General features: G+C 70.5%; 16 protein-coding genes. 13 read left to right on the top strand and 3 right to left on the bottom strand.

Features of this window, described 5'->3' with window-relative positions:
- Both CJZ98_RS12125 and CJZ98_RS12120 read left to right on the top strand, forming a co-directional pair.
- On the top strand, window positions 1-684 hold the full coding sequence (locus CJZ98_RS12125; protein WP_232756437.1) for a PHP domain-containing protein: 684 nt from the start codon (window positions 1-3) through the stop codon (window positions 682-684).
- 29 nt (window positions 685-713) lie between these two features.
- The gene (locus CJZ98_RS12120) at window positions 714-1,235 is read left to right on the top strand and encodes a hypothetical protein (RefSeq protein ID WP_094591394.1); all 522 of its coding nucleotides are present in this window, start codon (window positions 714-716) and stop codon (window positions 1,233-1,235) included.
- 11 nt (window positions 1,236-1,246) lie between these two features.
- Here CJZ98_RS12120 and cobN read toward each other — a convergent pair whose 3' ends face one another.
- Window positions 1,247-5,065: a cobaltochelatase subunit CobN gene (cobN, locus tag CJZ98_RS12115; RefSeq protein WP_094591393.1), complete on the bottom strand. Its 3,819-nt coding sequence runs from the start codon at window positions 5,063-5,065 to the stop codon at window positions 1,247-1,249.
- Between the two features lie 109 nt (window positions 5,066-5,174).
- Here cobN and CJZ98_RS12110 point away from each other — a divergent pair, with 109 nt between their 5' ends.
- From CJZ98_RS12110 to CJZ98_RS12100, 3 genes are all read left to right on the top strand, one after another.
- Window positions 5,175-6,092 (top strand): branched-chain amino acid transaminase, encoded by a 918-nt coding sequence (locus tag CJZ98_RS12110; RefSeq protein ID WP_094591392.1) that lies wholly within the window; start codon window positions 5,175-5,177, stop codon window positions 6,090-6,092.
- Between the two features lie 194 nt (window positions 6,093-6,286).
- Window positions 6,287-9,901 (top strand): methionine synthase, encoded by a 3,615-nt coding sequence (metH, locus tag CJZ98_RS12105; RefSeq protein WP_390625525.1) that lies wholly within the window; start codon window positions 6,287-6,289, stop codon window positions 9,899-9,901.
- A gap of 105 nt (window positions 9,902-10,006) precedes the next feature.
- Window positions 10,007-10,279, top strand: coding sequence for a small RNA NsiR4-regulated ssr1528 family protein (locus tag CJZ98_RS12100; protein ID WP_094591390.1), 273 nt, complete (start codon window positions 10,007-10,009; stop codon window positions 10,277-10,279).
- Window positions 10,280-10,383: 104 nt separating this feature from the next.
- On the opposite strand, the gene CJZ98_RS12095 is transcribed toward CJZ98_RS12100, so the two are convergent.
- Window positions 10,384-10,611 (bottom strand): hypothetical protein, encoded by a 228-nt coding sequence (locus tag CJZ98_RS12095; protein ID WP_094591389.1) that lies wholly within the window; start codon window positions 10,609-10,611, stop codon window positions 10,384-10,386.
- A 137-nt stretch (window positions 10,612-10,748) separates the two neighbouring features.
- On the opposite strand from CJZ98_RS12095, the gene CJZ98_RS12090 reads away from it, so the two are divergent.
- The 6 genes from CJZ98_RS12090 (at window position 10,749) to CJZ98_RS12065 (ending at window position 15,905) form a co-directional block, all read left to right on the top strand.
- Complete coding sequence (locus CJZ98_RS12090) at window positions 10,749-11,135, top strand: DUF2237 family protein (RefSeq protein ID WP_390902066.1); 387 nt, start codon at window positions 10,749-10,751, stop codon at window positions 11,133-11,135.
- A 39-nt stretch (window positions 11,136-11,174) separates the two neighbouring features.
- Window positions 11,175-12,191, top strand: coding sequence for an NAD(P)H-dependent glycerol-3-phosphate dehydrogenase (locus CJZ98_RS12085; RefSeq protein ID WP_232756436.1), 1,017 nt, complete (start codon window positions 11,175-11,177; stop codon window positions 12,189-12,191).
- Entirely contained in the window at window positions 12,188-13,153 is a 966-nt protein-coding gene (locus tag CJZ98_RS12080; RefSeq protein ID WP_094591388.1) for a PhzF family phenazine biosynthesis protein, read from the top strand. The genes CJZ98_RS12085 and CJZ98_RS12080 overlap by 4 nt, the downstream gene beginning before the upstream one ends.
- Window positions 13,138-14,160, top strand: a complete 1,023-nt coding sequence (locus CJZ98_RS12075; protein WP_232756435.1) for a SpoIID/LytB domain-containing protein — start codon at window positions 13,138-13,140, stop codon at window positions 14,158-14,160. Before CJZ98_RS12080 ends, CJZ98_RS12075 begins: the two co-directional genes overlap by 16 nt.
- A gap of 6 nt (window positions 14,161-14,166) precedes the next feature.
- Window positions 14,167-15,036, top strand: coding sequence for an ATP adenylyltransferase family protein (locus tag CJZ98_RS12070; protein ID WP_094591387.1), 870 nt, complete (start codon window positions 14,167-14,169; stop codon window positions 15,034-15,036).
- A gap of 113 nt (window positions 15,037-15,149) precedes the next feature.
- Window positions 15,150-15,905: a sigma-70 family RNA polymerase sigma factor gene (locus tag CJZ98_RS12065; RefSeq protein WP_094591386.1), complete on the top strand. Its 756-nt coding sequence runs from the start codon at window positions 15,150-15,152 to the stop codon at window positions 15,903-15,905.
- On the opposite strand, the gene CJZ98_RS12060 is transcribed toward CJZ98_RS12065, so the two are convergent.
- Window positions 15,862-16,044 carry a sigma factor SigF gene (locus tag CJZ98_RS12060; RefSeq protein ID WP_094591385.1) on the bottom strand — a complete coding sequence of 61 codons (183 nt, stop codon included), beginning with the start codon at window positions 16,042-16,044 and terminating at the stop codon, window positions 15,862-15,864. The two genes, CJZ98_RS12065 and CJZ98_RS12060, sit on opposite strands and share 44 nt — an antisense overlap.
- A 339-nt stretch (window positions 16,045-16,383) precedes the next feature.
- On the opposite strand from CJZ98_RS12060, the gene CJZ98_RS12055 reads away from it, so the two are divergent.
- A complete protein-coding gene (locus tag CJZ98_RS12055) occupies window positions 16,384-17,997 on the top strand; it encodes a DUF3370 family protein (RefSeq protein ID WP_094591407.1) in 1,614 nt (537 codons plus the stop codon).
- Window positions 17,998-18,019: 22 nt separating this feature from the next.
- Window positions 18,020-19,126: a J domain-containing protein gene (locus CJZ98_RS12050; protein ID WP_094591384.1), complete on the top strand. Its 1,107-nt coding sequence runs from the start codon at window positions 18,020-18,022 to the stop codon at window positions 19,124-19,126.
- Window positions 19,127-19,426 lie beyond the last annotated feature (300 nt).

The following is a 19,426-nucleotide window of genomic DNA, read 5'->3' as shown; positions in this document are numbered from 1 at the left end:
GTGAGCGTGGGCGGGCCCGTCTCCGACCCGCATCCCCTGGCGGGAGTGCTGGCGGGGGTCCATGCCGACAGCTGCCCCGGCGAGCTCAACTTCCACTGCCACACCCTCTGCAGCGATGGCAGCCTGACCCCCGAGCGGCTGGGCGAGCAGGCCGTGGCCCTGGGCCTGCGCCACCTGGCGGTGACCGACCACCACAGCACGGCCGCGCTGGCGCCCCTGCGGCTCTGGCTGGCTGCCCAGGCCGAGCGGGGGGCGGCGGTGCCCACGCTCTGGAGCGGTGTGGAGATCAGCTGTCTGCTGGAGGGCTGCCTGGTGCATGTGCTCGCCCTCGGCTTTGACGAGACCAGCGCCGAGGCCAGCGCTGCACTCACGCCCTACCGGCAGGGCAGCGCGCCGGTGGGGGAGGCCCTGCGGGCGGCGGAGGTGGTGCGGCGGATCCACGCTGCCGGCGGGCTGGCGCTGTTGGCCCACCCCGCCCGCTACCGCCTGCCCTTTGCCCGCCTGATCAGCGCGGCTGCCGCGCTGGGCATGGATGGCGGTGAGGCCTGGTACGACTACGCCATGCAGCCCCGCTGGCAGCCCACGCCTCTGGTGTGCGAGTCGATCGCCGCCCAGCTGGACGATCTCGGCCTTCTGCGAAGTTGCGGTACGGATACCCATGGTCTGGAGCTCCACGGCCGCTAGGGTTCAGTGAGCTTTTCCGCACCTCGCCGATGGGCCTGTTTGACCGCCTGCTGGGTTCCAAGAAGGTCACCAGCAGCACCGCTGCTCCCCAGGCCGCCAAGAAGGACGACACCTTCTTCCTCGATCCGGACGCGGCCAAGAGCGTGGGCGATGCGCAGTTCATGCGCCGCTCCAACACCATCCGCCACACCTTCCCCGGCACCGCCAGCAACCCCGGCATGAAGGAGCTTGTGGATGAGGTGGCCTCCCTTGAGGCCCAGGCCAAGAAGCGCAGCCCGGGTCTGCCCGGCGCCGAGGCCGTGGAAGCGGAGATCAACCTCACCGGCGGTGTGCCCAAGCCCGTCAAGAAGACCTTTGCCGAAAAACTCAGCAGCGCCGAGCTGGGCGAGCGGATGAAGGGTTCGGCCGTGGCGGTGAACGCCCCCGGGGGCCCTGCGGCGACCAAGAAGGAGAAGGAGCAGGCCAGCGCCCAGCCCCAGATCACCCAGCAGCCCGCCAAGCCCGGTTCCACCGACGCCTTCAAGGCCTGGGCCAAGGACATCACGAGCTGAGGGCTCCCCGATCAGGGCCCTGCAGCCCCCTCCACCAGGGCCTCGGCCTCCAGGACCAGCTCTCGTAGCCGCTCCAGCTGGTCCCGCTCTGCCGTGGCCCAGAGGCCACGGTGGTGCGCCTCCAGCAGCCGCTCGGCCATGTCCCGCAGTGCCCAGGGGTTGGCGCGGCGCAGGAAGTCGACCACGGTGGAATCGGCCAGCCAGCGGTCGCTGAGGGCGCCGTAACTCCAGTCCGGCACGCGGCCACTGCTGGCGTCGTAGGCGAACAGGTAGTCGAGGCTGGCGGCCATCTCGAAGCCGCCCTTGTAGCCATGGCGCTGCATCGCCTCGATCCAGCGGGGGTTGAGCAAGCGCGAGCGGATCACCTTGTCGAACTCCCGCTCGATCCGGTGCAGCCGGGGCCGCTGCGAGCGGGAGTGGTCGCCGAACCAGAGGGCCGGAGCGGTGCCGCGCACCGCCACGGTGGCCGCGCTCAGGCCCCCCTGGAACTGGTAGTAGTCGTCGGAGTCGAGCAGGTCGTGCTCGCGGTTGTCCTGGTTGTGCAGCACCACCTGCACCGCCTGCAACCGCTGCTCCAGGCCCGGGCGGTCGGCCACCCCCTCGCAGCGCTGGTCCGCCGTTGGGCTGTCGTAGCGCCAGCCGCTCCAGTTCAGAAAGGCCTCGCCCAGGTCGCGGCGCTGCTCCCACTGGCCGCTGTCGATCAGCCCCTGCAGGCCGGCGCCATAGGCGCCGGGCGCCGAGCCGTAGACCCGGCCGGCGTGGCCGTCGCGGCGGGCGGCGGCGGCCAGGGGGTTGTCCGCCTCCGGCTCCTCCTGGGCGGCCACCAGGGCGGTGGCCCGGTTCACCCAGCTCACCAGCTGGGGGAAGGCATCGCGGAACAGGCCGGAGATGCGCAGGGTCACATCCACCCGGGGCCGGCCCAGTTCCGACAGCGGGATCAGCTCCAGGTCCACCAGGCGGCGTGTGGGCCCATCCCAGACGGGTCTTACCCCCATCAGCGCCAGGGCCTGGGCGATGTCCTCGCCGCCGTTGCGCATGGTGGCCGTGCCCCACACCGAAAGGGCCAGGCGAAGCAGGGGTTCGCCCTCCTCCTGCAGGTGCAGTTCCAGCAGCAGCTCGGCGCTGCGGCGTCCCAGGTCCCAGGCGGCTTCACTGGGCAGGCCGCGCAGGTCGACGCTGTAGAAGTTGCGGCCCGTTGGCAGCAGGTCCGGGCGGCCGCGGGTGGGGGCGCCGGAGGGGCCGGCGGCGATGCGGCCCCCGGCCACCGCCTTGAGGAAGCCCTGGCGCTCGGCCTCGCCACAGCGCAGCAGGTCCGGCACCAACTGTCCCCGCAGGCGCTCGAGAACGGCCGCAGTCGCCGGGCCGGGGCTGTGGCTGCCTGACCCGAGGCGCTGGGCCCCCTGAACCAGGCCCTGAGCCTCCGGCACCACTGGCGTAGGGCCGGGGGTCTGGCCTGGCTCCAGCAGCTCCACCATCAGCTCCAGTGCCCGCTCCTCCAGCCAGGCGATGCCGTCCCCCACATGGCGAGCGGCCACGCAGCCCAGGCTCGCCAGACGCTGGCGGTCGGCGCTGGCCAGGGGGCTCTCCTCGGCCTCGGCCCACGGGTCGAAGTCCAGGCCCAGGTCCGCCGCCAGGGCCTGGGTGATGCCGGCCCCTGCCGCCACGGGCGGGCGGGCCAGGCAGAGCAGCAGCTCCGCCAGGGCGCCGGGCCCGGGCAGGTGGCCGAAGGTGTGCAGCCCGGTGCGGATCTGGGCCTCCTTCAGCTCGCACAGGTAGCCGTCGGCCGCCTCCAGCCGCAGCTCACCGTCCTGCTGGGGGGTTGGCCTGGGCCCGGCGGCCCCGGCGCCATCGCCGGCCTCTGCCCCGCCGCGACTGGTCCCCACCGGCAACTCCAGTTCCGCCAGACGCGTCAGCACCTGCTGCCGCAGGATCTCGGCCCGCTCACTGCCCAGCTGGCTGGCCTCCCAGTACTCGTCGATCAGGGCCTCCAGCTCCCGCAGGTCGCCGTGCAGGCCGGCGCGGCCCAGGGGCGGGGTGAGGTGATCGAGGATCACCGCCTGGGCGCGGCGCTTGGCCTGGGAACCCTCGCCCGGGTCGTTGACGATGAAGGGGTAGACGTGGGGCATCGGGCCCAGGGCCCACTCCGGGTAGCACTGGGCCGAGAGGCCCAGGCCCTTGCCCGGGAGCCATTCGAGGTTGCCGTGCTTGCCCACATGGCACACCAGCTGCACCCCCGCCTGCTCACGCAGCCACAGGTACTGGGCCAGATAGGCGTGGGGTGGTGGCAGGTCGGGACAGTGGTAACTGAGGCTCGGGTCGCGGTCGTAGCCGCGCTCGGGCTGGATCAGCAGGCACACCCGTCCGAAGCGCAGGCCCTGGATCGGGAAGCCCGCGGCGGCCAGGCTGGGATCCGCCGCGGGTGGGCCCCAGCGGGCCTCCAGCCGCTCCCGGCCGGCCTCCGGCAGTTCCCCATACCAGCGCTCGTAGTCGGCCAGGGGCAGGTGGGCCAGGGGCGGGCGATGGTGGCTCTCCGGGTCGTTGGTGCGGCCCGCCAGCAGGCGCTGGATCAGGGCATCGCCCGTGGCCGGTAGGCCCTCCTCGCCCAGGTCGTAGCCCGCTTCGGCCAGCCAGCCCAGCATTGCCGCAGCGCTGGCGGGGGTATCGAGGCCCACGCCGTTGGCCAGTCGGGCGTTGCGGGTGGGGTAGTTGGCCAGCACCAGGGCCAGGCGCCGCTGCGGCGCCGGGGTGCGTCGCAGGTCCGCCCAGCCCTCGGCCAGCTTGGCGATCCACTCCAGCCGCTCCCGGTCGGGCTCGTAGCGGTGCAGGCCCGTGGCCAGCCGGCCATCGGAGCCGGCCAGCTCCTTGAAGGCCCCCACCCGGGTGGTGATGCGCCCATCCAGCTCGGGCAGGGCCACCTGCAGGGTGAGATCAAGGGGCGCCAGGCCGATGGAGCTCTGCGCCCAGGCCCCGCGTCCCTGGGTGCTGCAGAGCACCTGCAGCACCGGCACATCCAGGGCCTCCCACAGCGGTGCCCCCAGCCCCGCCTCCTCGAACTGCACCGAGGCGAACGACGTGGTGCAGAGCACCACCTGCACCCGCTCACGGCCCAGCAGGTCGGCCACGCCGCGCTGCACGCCCCCCTCGCGCAGGCCGCTCACCCACAGGGCCCGCGGGCAGAGACCCCGCTGGCGCAGGGCCGCCAGGATCGCCTCGGCCAGGGCCAGGTCGCCTGCCTGGCGCAGGGCCCGGTACAGGATCACCCCCACCCGATCTCCGGGCTCGTCGCGCCAGTCGAACGGCAAGGGATCGGGGCTGGGCTGCACGGCCGGAGCTGCCGGCTGCCCACCGCCCGCCAGGGTCGCCAGGGCGGTGACCACGGCCAGCAGGTTGGCCTCGCCCCCCTCGCGCAGGCACTGCCCCAGGGCGATCGCCAGCTCCGGTTCCACCGACCCCAGCTCCGCCAGGGCCTGCTCCTCCTCGGCCGTGCCGGCCGTCACCACCAGCTCCCGCCCCGGTGCTGCCGCCCAGGCGCGAAGCTGCTCCAGGCCGTAGCTCCAGTGGCCCCGGCCCCCGAGCAGACGCACCAGCACGACCCGGGTCTGACCCAGGCTGGTGCGCAGGTAGTGGTCGAGCACGGCCGGGTGCTCGAGGGCGGCCAGGTTCAAACCCCGCAGCTCCGGCAGCTCGGGCCGCGCCGCCAGCAGGGCCGCCAGGCCACTGAGGTCTGTATCCGCGCTGCTGAGCACCACCAGGGGAGCGCTGGGCTGCTCCACGAAGCTGGGCCCCTCCAGGGGGCTGGTGCTGCCGGGAATCGCCGCGAGCCGATGCATCGCCCCATCCTGGGGGTCGGCGTGGGGGCGTCGGTGAGAAGATCGGTGCCATTCGTGGCCGCTCCGGCCGCCCGTTCCGCCCCCGCACCGCACTCCGCCCGCCTACCCCATGCATCAGTTCCTGCCCTATGCCTGGTTCGACGGCAAGTGCGTGCTGTTTGAAGACGCCACCATCTCGGTGGCGACCCACGCCCTGCACTACGGCACCGGCGCCTTCGGGGGCATGCGGGCCCTGCCCAATCCGGCTGATCCCAACGAGATCCTGCTGTTCCGTGCTGATCGCCACGCGCGCCGCCTGAGCCAGAGCGCACGGCTACTGCTCACCGAGCTGAGCGAAGACACGATTCACAGCGCCATCGAGGCATTCCTTCGGGCCAACAAACCCACCTGTCCAGTGTATCTGCGCCCGTTCGTCTGGACCAGTGACCTGGGCATCGCGCCGCGGCTGCACAACATCGAGACCGACTTCCTGATCTACGGCCTCGAGCTGGGCGACTATCTCTCCCCCGAAGGCGTGAGCTGCCGCATCAGCTCCTGGACCCGCCAGGAGGACCGTTCCCTGCCGCTGCGAGGCAAGATCAGCGGCGCCTACATCACCAGCTCCCTGGCCAAGACCGAAGCGGTGAAGAGCGGCTTTGACGAGGCCATTCTGATGAACAGCCGCGGCAAGGTGAGCGAGGCCAGTGGCATGAACCTGTTCATCGTGCGCGACGGCGTGCTGATCACCCCCGGCGTGGACCAGGACATCCTCGAGGGGATCACCCGCGCCAGCGTGATCGAGCTGGCCAAGGCCATGGGGGTTGAGGTGATCGAGCGAGCCGTGGACAAGAGCGAGCTGTTCGTGGCCGATGAGGTGTTCCTGAGCGGCACAGCCGCCAAGGTCACGCCGGTGCGCCGGGTGGAGAGCACGGACCTGCCTGCCCAGCGTCCGCTGATGGAACGGCTGCGTGAGCGCCTCACCGCGATCACGGAGGGCCGCGATCCCGCCTATGACCACTGGGTCACCCGCGTGCGTCTGGACGGCTGATGACCTGCACCCCCGCCGCCCCAAGGGGTCCGCTCACCAGTGGCAGCTCCCCTGGTGACCAGGCCAACAGCGCACCGGCCGCCGCGGCAGCGGCCCGGGAGCGGCCGACGCGGGTCGGTTTCCTGGAGCGGCTGCACAGCCCCGAGCGGCCGGTGCTGGTGTTCGACGGTGCCACGGGGACCTCGCTCCAGCAGATGAACCTGACTGCCGAGGATTTCGGCGGTCCGGCCCTGGAGGGCTGCAACGAAAACCTGGTGTTCACCCGCCCCGATGCGGTGCAGGCGGTGCACCGCCAGTTCCTGGAGGTGGGTGCCGATGTGATTGAGACCGACACCTTCGGGGCGGCCTCGATCGTGCTGGCGGAATACGACCTGCAGGACCAGGCATTCGCCATCAACCAGCGGGCCGCCGAGCTGGCGCGGGAGATGGCGGATGCCTACAGCACCCCCGAGAAGCCCCGCTTCGTGGCGGGCTCCATGGGCCCCACCACCAAGCTGCCCACCCTGGGCCACGTGGGCTTCGATGAGCTGCGCGACTCCTTCGCCGAGCAGGCCGAGGGCCTGCTCGCCGGCGACGTGGACCTGTTCATCGTCGAAACCTGCCAGGACGTGCTGCAGATCAAGGCGGCGCTGCAGGGCATCGAGCAGGCCTTCGCCACGACTGGCCAGCGCCGGCCGCTGATGGTGAGCGTGACCATGGAGACCACCGGCACGATGCTGGTGGGCTCGGACATCGCCGCGGTGGTGGCGATCCTCGAGCCGTTCCCGATCGATGTGCTCGGCCTCAACTGCGCCACCGGGCCAGAGCAGATGAAGGAGCACGTCCGCTACCTGAGCGAGCACAGCCCGTTTGTGGTGAGCTGCATCCCCAATGCGGGTCTGCCGGAGAACATCGGCGGGGTGGCCCACTACCGGCTCACGCCGCTGGAGATGAAGATGCAGCTGCTGCACTTCGTGGAGGACCTGGGGGTGCAGGTGATCGGCGGCTGCTGCGGCACCACGCCGGCCCACATCGGCGCCCTCGCGGAGCTGGCGGCGGAGATGAAGCCTGCCGAGCGCCGCGTGCGCACACCGGAGCTACGGGCAAGCATTGAGGATCCACGCCCGGCCCTGGCCTATGAGCCAGCCGCCGCCTCGATCTACGGCACCACGCCCTATCTGCAGGACAACTCCTTCCTGATCATCGGCGAGCGCCTCAACGCCAGCGGCTCCAAGAAGGTGCGCGAGCTGCTCGCCGAAGAAGACTGGGACGGCCTGGTGGCCGTGGCCCGCGGCCAGGTGAAGGAGAACGCCCATGTGCTCGACGTCAACGTCGATTATGTGGGGCGCGACGGCGAGCGCGACATGCGTGAGTTGGTGAGCCGGCTGGTCACGAATGTGAACCTGCCGCTGATGCTCGACTCCACCGAGTGGCAGAAGATGGAGGCCGGCCTGAAAGTGGCCGGCGGTAAGTGCATTCTCAACTCCACCAACTACGAAGACGGCGACGAGCGCTTCTTCAAGGTGCTGGAGCTGGCCAAGGCCTATGGCGCCGGTGTGGTGGTGGGTACCATCGACGAGGAGGGCATGGCCCGCACGGCGGAACGCAAGTTCGCCATCGCCCAGCGGGCCTACCGCGATGCCCTGGAGTTCGGCATCCCGGCCCACGAGATCTTCTACGACCCCCTGGCCCTGCCGATCTCCACCGGCATCGAGGAAGACCGCGAAAACGGCCTGGCCACTGTGGAGGCGATCCGTCGGATTCGCGCTGATCTGCCGGGCGTGCACGTGGTGCTCGGCGTGAGCAACGTGAGCTTCGGCCTCTCGCCGGCGGCCCGCATCGTGCTCAATTCGGTGTTCCTGCACGACTGCTGCGCGGCCGGCATGGATGCGGCCATCGTCAGCCCGGCCAAGATCCTGCCCCTGGCCAAGATCAGCGAGGAGCACCAGCAGATGTGCCGCGATCTGATTGACGACCGCCGCCGGTTTGAGAACGGCGTCTGCATCTACGACCCCCTCACCGAACTCACCAAGCTGTTCGAGGGGGTGAGCGCCAAGGAGGCCCGCGCCTCAGGCCCCCAGCTCTCGGATCTGCCGATCGAGGATCGGCTCAAGCAGCACATCATCGACGGCGAGCGCATCGGCCTCGAAGACGCACTCAAGCTGGCCTTGGAGACCTACCAGCCTCTGCAGATCATCAACACCTTTCTGCTCGATGGCATGAAGGTGGTGGGGGAGCTGTTTGGCAGCGGTCAGATGCAGCTGCCCTTTGTGCTGCAGAGTGCCGAAACGATGAAGGCGGCGGTGGCGTTCCTGGAGCCACTGATGGACAAGCTGGAGGGCGCCGAAGCTGGCCAGCGCAGTGCCAAGGCCAAATTCCTGATCGCCACGGTGAAGGGCGATGTGCATGACATCGGTAAGAACCTGGTGGACATCATCCTCACCAACAACGGCTACGAGGTGATCAACCTCGGCATCAAACAGCCGGTGGAGGCGATCATCGAGGCCCAGCGCCAGCACAACGCCGACTGCATCGCCATGAGCGGTCTGCTGGTGAAATCCACGGCCTTCATGAAGGACAACCTCGAGGCCTTCAACGCAGCCGGCATCAGCGTGCCGGTGATCCTCGGCGGCGCCGCCCTCACACCGCGGTTCGTCAACAAGGACTGCCGGTCGGTGTACCGCGGCCAGGTGATCTACGGCCGTGATGCCTTCGCCGATCTGCGCTTCATGGACGCCTACGTGGCGGCCCGGGACGCGGGAACCTGGGACAACGGGGCGGGCTTCCTCGCCGGAGCCCCCGAAGGCCTGGGGCTCGATGTCGCACCGGCGGAGGAAGCTGCCGGCGAGCAGGTCGGGGATCCAGCCGGAACGGCTCCCGGGGCCAGCTCCCGTTCCGATGCCGATGCCCCAGCCGTCGCCGCGGGGCCCAACGACCACCGCTCCGAGGCCGTGCCGGAGGAGCCGGCCTTGGTGCCGCCCTTCTGGGGCAGCCAGGTGCTGGATGAATCCCAGATCCCGCTGGCGGAGGTGTTCGCCTACCTGGATCGCAACGCCCTGTTTGCCGGCCAGTGGCAGCTGCGCAAGGCGCAGGGCCAGTCGCGAGACGACTATGAGGCGATGCTGGCGGAGAAGGCCGAGCCGGTGCTGCAGCAGTGGATGGACCGCTGCCTGGCGGAGCAGCTGCTCACCCCGCGGCTGGCCTACGGCTACTACCCCAGCGGGCGTGATGGCAACGCCCTGGTGGTGTTCGATCCCACCGGTTTCCCCCCTGGTGAGCCCATCGCTGCGGCCCAGGCTTCCGGCTCCGCCGCCGAGCTGGGCCGCTTCGCCCTGCCGCGCCAGCGCTCCGGTAACCGCTACTGCATCGCCGACTTCTACCGCGATGCCCGTTTCGATGGCGAGGGACGGCTCCAGCCCACCGACGTGCTGCCGATGCAGGCGGTCACCATGGGCGAGAAGGCCAGTGCCTTCGCCCGCGAGCTGTTCCAGGCCGATCAGTACAGCGACTACCTCTACTTCCACGGCCTGGGGGTGCAGATGGCCGAGGCTCTGGCGGAGTGGATTCACGCCCGCATCCGCCGCGAGCTGGGCTTTGCCGATCCGGCGGCCATGCCGCTGCGGGACGTGCTGGCCCAGCGCTACCGCGGCAGCCGCTACTCCTTCGGCTATCCCGCCTGCCCCAATGTGGCCGACTCGCGCCAGCAGCTTGCCTGGCTCGGCGCCGAGCGCATCGGCCTCACGATGGATGAAAGCGACCAGCTGGAGCCCGAGCAGAGCACCACAGCCCTGGTGGCCCTGCACAGCCAGGCCCGCTACTTCTCGGCCTGATGCGGAGCTTGCGCTGAACTGAGCGCCTGAGGCCAATCCGATCGCCGCCTGTCAGCCCTTGGCCGTGGCGTCCGTGGCAGCCTGGGCCGGCCCAGATTTTCTCCCATGGCCATTGCCGGTCCCGGCGGCGTCGATGACGCCATTGCCGCAGGTCTCGACCTCGACGGCACCCCGATTCCCCCCGAGATGCTTGCCCTCTACAACGAGGTGATGGAGCTGGAGAGCCAGCGGGCCCGCAGCGGCGTCAAGAAGTCGATGCGCAACCGCATCGTCAAGACCGGCTCCAAGCACCTCGACCAGGCCAGCCTCGATGCCCGCCTCAAGGCCGCTGGCTGGGAGGGGCTCAAGGACAAGGAGATCGCTTTCTTCTACGGCTGACGTCGAGGGCTGAGGCCCTCAGGTGGCTGAGGGCTCTCCCGCCTCAAGGCCGGGGCGGCAGGTGGCCCCGATCGCCGACGGCCGCACCGCGGCCACCCATCCGCTCAGCTGCAGATGGCCTCCAGGGTCTCCAGCACCTCCTGCTGGAACTCCTCGAGGTCGTCGGAGTCGCTGAGATCGAGGCCCTCGCCGGCTGCGTTCTGGGTGAGTTCCTGGAAGTGGAACGCGCCCTCGCCGTTGGCCAGGAATTCGATGGCCGAGGTTTCACCGCTCTCCTTGAAGGCGTCGCACAGCGCCAGGAAGGCGGCGTCTTCGGTGAAGTCCCAGCTCATGTAGGGGGGTCGGCGGTGAATGACCTTTAACGCGCTCCCCCCCGATTCCGTCAACTCCCCGGCCGCATTTTGTGCCACTCCTTCGCCAGACTCGGCTGCGTGGGACCCTCCTGAACGCGCCCCTGCACCGGATCGCCGTGACCCCAACCCCGACCGCTGACCAGGCCCTCAACGTGCTCGGCGCTCCGCTGCACCTTTGCAGCTGTGAGCCCATGACCGGCTGGTTCCGGGATGGCAGCTGCCGCACCAACGGCGCTGACCTGGGCCGCCACACGGTCTGCTGCGTGGTGGATGAGCGCTTCCTCAGCTACACCCGCGCCCAGGGCAACGACCTCAGCACCCCTGCCCCCGCCTACGGCTTCCCGGGCCTCAGGCCCGGCGACCACTGGTGCGTGTGCGCCCAGCGCTGGCTTGAGGCCTACGAGGACGGGGTACCCCCGGCCGTGCGCCTCGACGCCTGCGAGCAGAGCACCCTGGAGGTGATTCCCCTGGAGGTGCTCCAGGCCCATGCCGCCGAGGGCTGAGCCGGAGCGCGGATCCGGGGCCTCTGGCCGGCGCCGTCCATGGCGCATGATGGCGCGATGGGCCTGAAGATCGGCGTGCTGGGACTGGGTGCCTGGGGCGGGACCCTGGCCCGGCTGTTCAGCGACCAGGGCCATGCGGTGCAGGGCTGGACCCGCAGCCGGGGCGGCGATCCGGCCGCCGTGCTCCAGGGCCAGGACCTTGTGCTGGTGGCAGTGGCCATGGCGGGGGTGCGCGATCTGGCCGTCCGGCTGGGACCGCTCTGGCCCGCCGACCTGCCGCTGGTGAGCTGCAGCAAGGGCATCGACCTGGAGCAGCGCTGCACCCCTGCCCAGCTCTGGGCCCGCAGCAATTCCGCCATCCCACGGCTGGTGCTGAGCGGTCCCAACCTGGCTGCGGAACTGGCCCAGGGGTTGCCCGCCGCGAGTGTGCTCGCCTCCGACCACGGGCCCCTGGCGCGCCAGCTGCAGCATGCCCTCAGCTCGGAGCGGCTGCGGCTTTACACCAACGGCGATCCCACCGGCACCGAGGTGGCCGGGGCCCTCAAGAACGTGATGGCGGTGGCGGCCGGGGTCTGCGATGGCCTGGGGCTGGGGGCCAACGCCAAGGCATCGCTGCTGTGCCGCGCCCTGGTGGAGATGGGGCTGGTGATCGGTGAGCTGGGCGGTGAGCCCGGCAGCCTCTACGGCCTGGCGGGCCTGGGCGACCTGCTGGCGACGGCCAACAGCCCCCTGAGCCGCAACTACCGCTACGGGCTGCTGCTGGCGGAGGGTGTGCCCAGTGCGGTGGCCATCGCCCGGATCGGGGCCACCGTGGAGGGGGCCAACACGGCGGCAGCTGTGACGGCCCTGGCCCGCGAGCGGGGCTGGCATCTGCCGATCAGCGCCGAGGTGCTGGGCCTGATCGAGGGCACGGCCGAGCCGCGCCAGGCCGTGCGCCGCCTGATGGAGCGTGACCTCAAGGAGGAGGGCCTGCCGGTGCTCCAGGGTGCTGGGGCCAGTGCGCTGGCCGCAGGCTCCTCAGAGGCGGGGGCCAACACCGCGGGACGCCCGTCATGAGTTCGGGAGCCCCTCCCGCACCTGTTCAGGCCGCAGGCTCCCCACCGCCACTGCAGGCCCTGCTGGTGGAGGCCTTCGCGGCGGGCCCGCTGCAGGGAAATGGCGCGGCGGTGGTGCGGCTGGAGCAGCCGGCCGCCGAGAGCTGGATGCAGGCCCTGGCCGCCAGCTTCAACCAGTCCGAGACGGCCTTTCTGCTGCCCCTGGGTGGTGGCGCCTGGGCCCTGCGCTGGTTCACACCCAGCTGTGAGGTGCCCCTGTGTGGCCACGCCACCCTGGCGGCGGCCCTGGCCCTGGGCCACTGGGGGGAGCTGGCGCCGGGAGCGGAGCTGACCCTCCACAGCCGCAGCGGTGGCCTGCGGGTGCAGCTCCATCCCCGCCAGAGCCCTGACGGCGGCCCCGTTGGCGTCAGCCTGGAACTGCCCAGCGGCGGCCTCACGGTGCATCAGACGCCCACGTACCTGGCGGAGGTGCTCGGTGCGGAGCCCCTGGCCTACTGGGGTTCCGCCCTGGGCTATCGGGTGGCTCTGCTGCCAGACGGCTTTCCCCTGGCGGCTCTGGCGGGGGTCGCGGAGCAGCTGCAGGGGCCGGATCGCCTGGGGCTGGTGCTGATGCAGGGCCTGGCGGGTCTGTCCCCGCTCCAGCGGCCCGCCGTTCTCGGCCATGGGGCTGACTACCAGCTGCGCTTCTTCGCACCGGGCCTGGGGATCGCAGAGGATCCGGTGACGGGCTCGGCCCATGCCCTGGTGGCCCCCTGGTGGTGTGTCCAGCTGGGGCGGGAGCGGGTGGTCGGATGGCAGTGTTCCCAGCGCCGTGGTGGAATGCAGTGCGAAGTGCCGGCCCCTGGGCTGGTGCGGCTCACCGGAACAGGCCACCTCCTATGGGATGGGCGCGTGGACGCTGGCAATGGCGCGGCAGGGGGCCCCTGGGGACCCTGCGACTGGTCCGTGTGCCACGGCGGCTGAAGCGGCTGGCCCACCTCCACCCTGTCCGCCTCTGGCGCCGCCAGCACGTGCGCACCGTGTTGCTGGGGGCCCCGATGGGCATGGGCGCCCTGGTGATCGGCTTTGCCGCCCAGGGGCTGATGCCCCAGCGCAGCACCCTCAGCGGACCGATGTTGGCGGCCCTGCTGGAGGCGCCACCGCCGCGGGTCGTCGCTGACGACGCCCGGGACGACCTGCGCGGTGTCCAGTCGCAGCGGGCCCAGGCGGCCGGCCCGGCGGGAGCCGGCACCCTCTCCCTGGCGGAACCGGCGCAGGGCAGCCCCCTGAACCTGGAGATCCGCGTGGCCCTGCTGCGCCAGGACGGCAATCCCAGCCTGGGGGCCACCGGCCCCTGGTGGCTGCGCAGCCGCGATGGGGCGGTGCTGCAGCAGGGCAGCGCCGGCCAGGCACCCGATGCGGGCGGCGCCGGCGTGGACGGCGAGGCATGGCTGGAGACCAGCGCGGGCCAGGCCCTGCTGGTCAACGGCAAGGCCTACGCGGGCCGCCTGCGGCTGGTGGTCGAGGGCGGCCGCCTGCGGCTGGTGAACCACCTCTCCCTGGAGGACTACATCGCCTCGGTGGTGGGGTCGGAGATGCCCAGCTCCTGGAACCTGGAGGCCCTCAAGGCCCAGGCGGTGGCAGCCCGCTCCTATGCCCTGGCCCACATGGCCCGCCCCGCCAGTGCCCACTGGCACCTGGGGGACACCACCCGCTGGCAGGCCTACAACGGGCTGTCCAGCAGCACCGAGCGCACCCGCCAGGCTGCCCGCCAGACCGCTGGGATCATCCTCAGCTACCAGGGCGGCATCGTCGAGAGCCTCTATGCGGCCAATAGCCAGATCAGCGCCGAGGCCCACGGCCACCTGGGGGCAAGCATGAGCCAGGAGGGCGCCCAGGCGCTCGCCAGCCAGGGCCAGCCCTACAACGCCATCCTGGGCCGCTACTACCCGGGGGCCTCCCTGGCCCGGCTCAAGGGCGGCCCGAGCTGAGCTGCCGTGGCGCCACGGCACGAGACCTACTGGCAGGCAGCCCTCGCCCGCAGCGCCTCCGCCCTTGCCAATGGGGCCCTGGTGCCCCTGGCCACGGAGCTGGTGAGTCCAGGCGCCTGGGAGCCCTTTCTGGTGCGTCGGCTGGTGTCCGCCACCCCCAAGCACCTACGCGGCTCCGGCCCCCGGCCCAATCCCTTTCTGCCCTGGGATCCGCGCCTGGAGGTGACCCGCCTGGCCGATCGCCATCTGCTGCTGCTGAACAAGTTCCCCGTGCAGCAGGGCCATGTGCTGCTGATCACCCAGCAGTGGCAGCCCCAGGCCGGCTGGCTCGACCCCCACGACTGGGCCGCGGTGCAGCAGGTGAGCGGCGACACCGGGGGGCTGTGGTTTTTCAACAGCTGCGCCGCCGCCGGTGCCAGCCAACCCCACCGGCACCTGCAGCTGCTGCCGCGCAAGGCCGGTGAGTCGAGCTGCCCGCTGGCCGCTGCCCTCTTGGCCCAGCTGGGTGGTTCCCAGGGGCGCTGGCCCTGGCAGTACCGCCTCAGCCGCCGCCGTCCTGCCGAATCTGGTGCAGGGGCTGAAGGGACGGCCCCGGGCCCGGGTGATCTGCTGCAGCTCTATCGCGAGCATGCCGCCGCCCTGGGCCTGGGCTGCCCCAGTCAGGATCCCGCCCCGCGCCATCCCTACAACCTGCTGTTCGACGACGACTGGTTCCTGACCATCCGCCGTCGCCAGGAGCACTGGGCCGGCTTCAGCGTCAACGCCCTGGGCTTTGCGGGCTGTCTGCTGCTCACCGGGCACTCCGACCTGACCTGGCTGGAGCGCCATGGACCCCTGGCGCTGCTGCAGGCGGTGGCCGAGCCGGAGGGGAGCTGAGGCGTCGGCCTCCAGTAGGTCACGTGGTTCCACGCTGGCCGGGCGAGGGCCGTTCAGGGCTTTGTGGAACAGGGGCCCAAGGGCTCCGATCCCCTGTCTCACCCTGATCCGCCATGGCGTCGCACCGTCCCCATCCCCAGCCCGGCAGCCCCCAAGCCCGTCCCTGGCGCCAGCGGCGTGCCCCTGCCGCCTCCAGCGCCCTGCAACGCCGCAACCAGCGGGTCGAGCGCTACATCGCTCTGGTGAAGCCGATCGCGATCCACTACGCCGGCGTCAGCCCCGAACCCCGCGACGACCTGAGCCAGGTGGGCCTGCTGGGACTGCTGCGGGCCGCGGAGCTGTACCGCGGCGGCCAGGGCGTGCCCTTCGAGGCCTTCGCCCGGCCCCACATCCGCGGTGCGATCCTCCATTACCTGCGGGACCACGCCCCCCTGGTGCGCATCTCCCGCCGCCGCCAGGAGCTGGAGCGGCGCCTCGCCAGCGCCTGCCAGACGCTGGCGGCTTGCGGCCAGCCCCGACCGACGGCGGAGCGGCTGCGCCAGGCCCTGGGCCTGAGCGAGCAGCAGTGGCTGGGGCTGCAGCAGTGCCCGGCGCGGGTGCGGCTGGTGCCCCTGGATCGGATCAGCGAGCCCGAGGCCGCTGAGCCCGAACCCATCGCGGAGGGGGCGTGCGAGGCCCTGGCGGTGCTGGATCAGCTCGTGGGACGGCCCCAACAGGCGATCAAGGCCGTGGTGCTGCAGGGGGAGAGCCTGCGTCAGGTGGCGCAGCGCTGGCACACGAGCCCGAGCACCGTGCACCGGCAGCTACGCCTGGGCCTGGAGCAGCTCAGGCGTCGCCTGGCTGCTCCATCTGGCGCTGCAGCGTGCTGATGGCGGCGTTGATGGCGGCCAGTTGACGTTCCAGGCCGTCCCGCCAGAAGCTCAGGGCCTGAAGCTTGCGTTCCTGGTGGCGGCGGCGCTGCTGCTGAGCGCTTTCGCCATCGGCACAGCAGAAGAATGGCGAAAGCATGGGAAAATCTTCAGGATTGAAACGTTCTAGCGGTCAGCTCCCGTTCACCGCGATCGCCAACCCCTCCCTCCTCCTCCCATCCACTGGCCCGTTCCTGCGCCCCTTCCTGCGCGGGACCCACCAGGGGTCCAACCACGGGCCTCGCCATGGTCTCAACTGGTACCGAACCCATGGATCTCCAGCCCGGAGCAGGAAGCCCAGGCCGACAAGGCCCTATCCCAGGACGCCGTATCTATTTTGAGAGCAACTGGTTCCATCGCCCCCATCCGGTCCCTGGCTCTCGCCGTGGTGGCTGGGGCCACCCTTGCGGCCCAACCGGCCCATGCCTACGTCGAGCTGATGGCCGGTCAGACGGCCAGGCCCCTGCAGGGCCGCTTCAACAACGTGCCGGTTCTCCACTCCAACCAGCCCGAGGAGGTGCTTGGTCCCGGCATCCTTGTGAACACGGCCCCTGGCAGCGCCATCACCGCCGAGACCAACCAGTCCCTGGCCAACGCCACGTACACGTTCAACGGCGAGTTTGGCCTGCACGTGCACCACAAGTACAACCCCCAAGACACCAGCCGCATGGGCTACGGCGGGGTTCGCCGTGGTGAGCTGACCCTGGCCACGATCCTGATCAACCCCAGCGACAGCCCTGTGACCCTGCGCTTTGAGCAGGGGGCTGTGCGCAACAGCTTTGAGGCGCCCTACCTACCGAATTACCTGATGGGGGTGAAGCCCCTCGGGCCCAGGCCCTGGAACACGGGCCCAGGCGATGCCACGGCGATCCAGATGCTGCGGCGCCAGCTCGATCGCCGCCTCACCGACGCGGTGGTGATTCCGCCCCGCAGCCGCCTGGTGTTGTTCAGCACCCAGCTCCCCGCCAAGGGGATCGCCAATGGCCTGCTGCGCGGCCGCAGCGATGGCCCCTTCCAGATGGCCGTGGTGGCTGCGCAGGATCCCCGCAGCGACGCCGATATCGTGGCGGTGCTTGACCAGGGGCGGCTGGCTCCGGGCCGGATCTACCTCAGCCGACTTGCTGAAATCCAGAACCGCACGGTCTTCTCGCGGGTGGCGGGGGTGTCGATCGGCGATGCCTACCAGGCCGAGCTCAACCACGACCTGGCCCAGGGCCCGCTGCACGTACCCCTGACCAGCACCAACCGCCACAACTTCGGAACCGGCGAGATCCAGGTCAATCCGCTGGCCAGCCGCATGCTGGATTCCTCTCTCGACAACGTGGGCACCTATGGGGTGCGTTTTGATCTGGACTTCGGCCTGCGGGGGTCTGGCCCTTACGAGCTGGTGTTCAGCCACCCCACGGCCAATGGCCGCACGTTCACCGCCTTCCGGGGTTCGATCGGCATCGAGACCGATGAGGGCTACCGGGAGGTGCATGTGGGCATGCGCTCCGGCGAGAGCCTGCCCATTGCCACCCTCAACCTTCAGCCGGGCCAGAACAACCGTCTCAAGGTGAGCCTGGTATACCCCGCGGATGCCACCCCGGGCCATCTTCTCAGCGTCGTGCCCGCGTCCCAGCTAGCCCAGTTGCAGCAGCGCCAGAGGCAGCTCGAGGTGGCACGGGCCGAAGCCGTCGCCGCGCGTCGTGCCCGCCCCGCTGCCGCCCCACCAGCCATCGCCACCGGCCAGGAGGGTGGCGCCGCACAACGCCCTGCCCCGGCGCCGCGGCGAGCAGTGGCCCGTCCGGCCAACGCGGCCCCTGCCGCGCCGGCTGTTCCCGCCAGCAGGCCGGTGCCAAGACCGCGCCCCCCCCAGCTGATGCCGGCCTGGATCCAGCCCCTGCCACCCATGCCCCTGATCAACCGCTCCCTCGGCGCGCCCGATGGAGTTGTCATGGGGGTGGCACCGGCCAGCCTGGCTCCAGTGCGCATGAGTCAGTTGCTGATGGAGCGCTACCAGCAGGCGGTGGATGACCAACAGGTGTTCATGAAAGGCCTGATGGGCCGATAGGCTCGGGCGCGCGCAGGGCGGCATGGTGGGCGACGGTCAGGGTGAGGCGCGACGTCGCATCAGTCTGGAGCTGAGCGAATCCCTGCTGGAGCGCATCGACGCCTTCAAGGCGGAGTGGGGTCTGCGCAACCGCGGCCACATCGTGCAGCGACTGCTGGAGCAGCTCTTCGACGGTGTGGAGGAGGACGACGAGGACGACTTGGACCTGCTGTCATCCCTCAGCGAGCAACCGAGTGCCCATGCTGCCGTTGCCTCTGGAGAGCCCACCGGGCTCGATGCCACCGCCCTGGCCCAGATCACGCACGACTCGGACCTGAACGAGACCGGAGCAATTGTTCTCGTTCATTCCGCTCTGGACTCCCTGCGGGACCAGGGGCTGGTCCAGGATAAGACCCCAGAGAAGAAGGCTTCGCGCCGTACCGTCACTGCCGCTGCTGGCAGCGGCGGAGGGATTGACCTGCCCGGGTTCGTCAGGCGCCAGGGGAGGGAGATCCGGCGCAGCCTCCATCCACCACGGCAGCCCCAAGGGCGTGAGCCGGGCCTGGCGCTGATCAGCGCCGAGCATCTGGCGGCGGCGGCCCTGGCCTGCCAGAGCCATTGGCTGGAGATCTATGGCCAGCCCGCCAATGGCCAGGCTTTGGAGGCGGTGATGGTCTGGCTGGCCCGGGAAATCTGGCCCCGTTCCGACCAGAGTGAGGGCCGGCCCTTCACCTGGAGCCTGGCCCAGCAGATCCTCGGCTCGATGGCCCCGCAGTGGGAGGAGGGCCCAGCCAGCTTCGAGCGGGTGATCCTCGCCGCCGGCATCCTGGAGGACCCCTTCAGTGGCAGCACCCTGGCGCTGCGGGTGCCGACCCTGATCACGCGGTTCGTGCAATGGGCCCGCAGTCGCCAGAAGCGCGGCACCTCGTTCCACGTGCTCGATCACACCCTCACCGTGCACGGTGCCCTGCGCCTGTTGGAGCTGCCCACCGATCCCAACGTTCCGCTCAGCCTGGCTCAGATCCGCGAGGCCTATCGCGACCAGGCCCAGCGCCACCATCCCGATGCCGGTGGCTCCGCCGATGCGATGCGTCGCCTCAATGAGGCCTATCAGCTGCTCAAGGAGATGCATCGAAAGCAAGGACCCTAGTCCTCATGAATGCGACACAGGATGGGACCCATGTCGTGTCTTATCTCGGATGAACGAGCTTAGGGTCGGCTGCCATGCCGTGGGATCTGGGTCTCGGATGGTGCCGCTGCTGAACGGTCGACATGATGCGTCATATAAGGAGCAGGTGAGATGCACAGCTCGAATGGATTCGTTGCAGCAACATGGGACCTGTTTGGGATCGGTGACGTGACCCCCTTTGTCGGTCCAGTCCTTATGAGAGTGGGTGGATGTGGTCATGCTGCAACTCCCTGTTGAGCTGCCTCCAGGGGCGTACGCCCC

Origin of the sequence: Vulcanococcus limneticus LL, from assembly GCF_002252705.1 — a bacterium.
In the GTDB taxonomy this organism is placed as follows: domain Bacteria; phylum Cyanobacteriota; class Cyanobacteriia; order PCC-6307; family Cyanobiaceae; genus Vulcanococcus; species Vulcanococcus limneticus.
The sequence above is the reverse complement of the archived record's forward strand: the minus strand, read 5'-3'. Positions and strand labels throughout refer to the sequence as shown.